General features: G+C 35.2%; 1 protein-coding gene. It reads right to left on the reverse strand.

Going from position 1 to position 432, the window contains the following annotated elements; genetic code table 11:
• On the reverse strand, window positions 1-223 hold a 223-nt coding region (locus AC3DEV_RS17215; RefSeq protein WP_488372911.1), incomplete at its 3' end, for a GTP-binding protein.
• Between the last annotated feature and the right edge of the window lie 209 nt (window positions 224-432).

Here is a 432-nt window from a genome sequence, read left to right on the forward strand (position 1 = left end):
TTTCTGTTTCGTACTCGTTGTGAGAAAGGTTAATAGTAATACCACGTGCCTTTTCTTCTGGAGCTGAGTCGATTTCTCCAACTCCTTTCATTTTAACTTTATTTCCGGACATGTCTAAAACATGCAAAATTGCAGCTGTTAGAGTTGTCTTACCGTGGTCAACGTGACCGATAGTACCAATGTTTACGTGAGGTTTTGAACGATTAAATGCTTCTGTTGCCATATATATGTGTATGGTATTTTCCTAAAGAGAATCGAGAACACGCTCTCTTTAAAAAAGTACCAAAGAACTAATAATAAACTAATAAAAATAGGCTTGTAGCCGACGAGATTGATATTAGCAAATTTTAGAAATATGTCAATAAACAAAAGCCCCACGTTTGGGGCTTTTCTAAAATATACTGTTTTGTACCAATTTTACGAACTAATCAC

The organism is Dietzia sp. IBK-p2-15D (genome assembly GCF_057773105.1).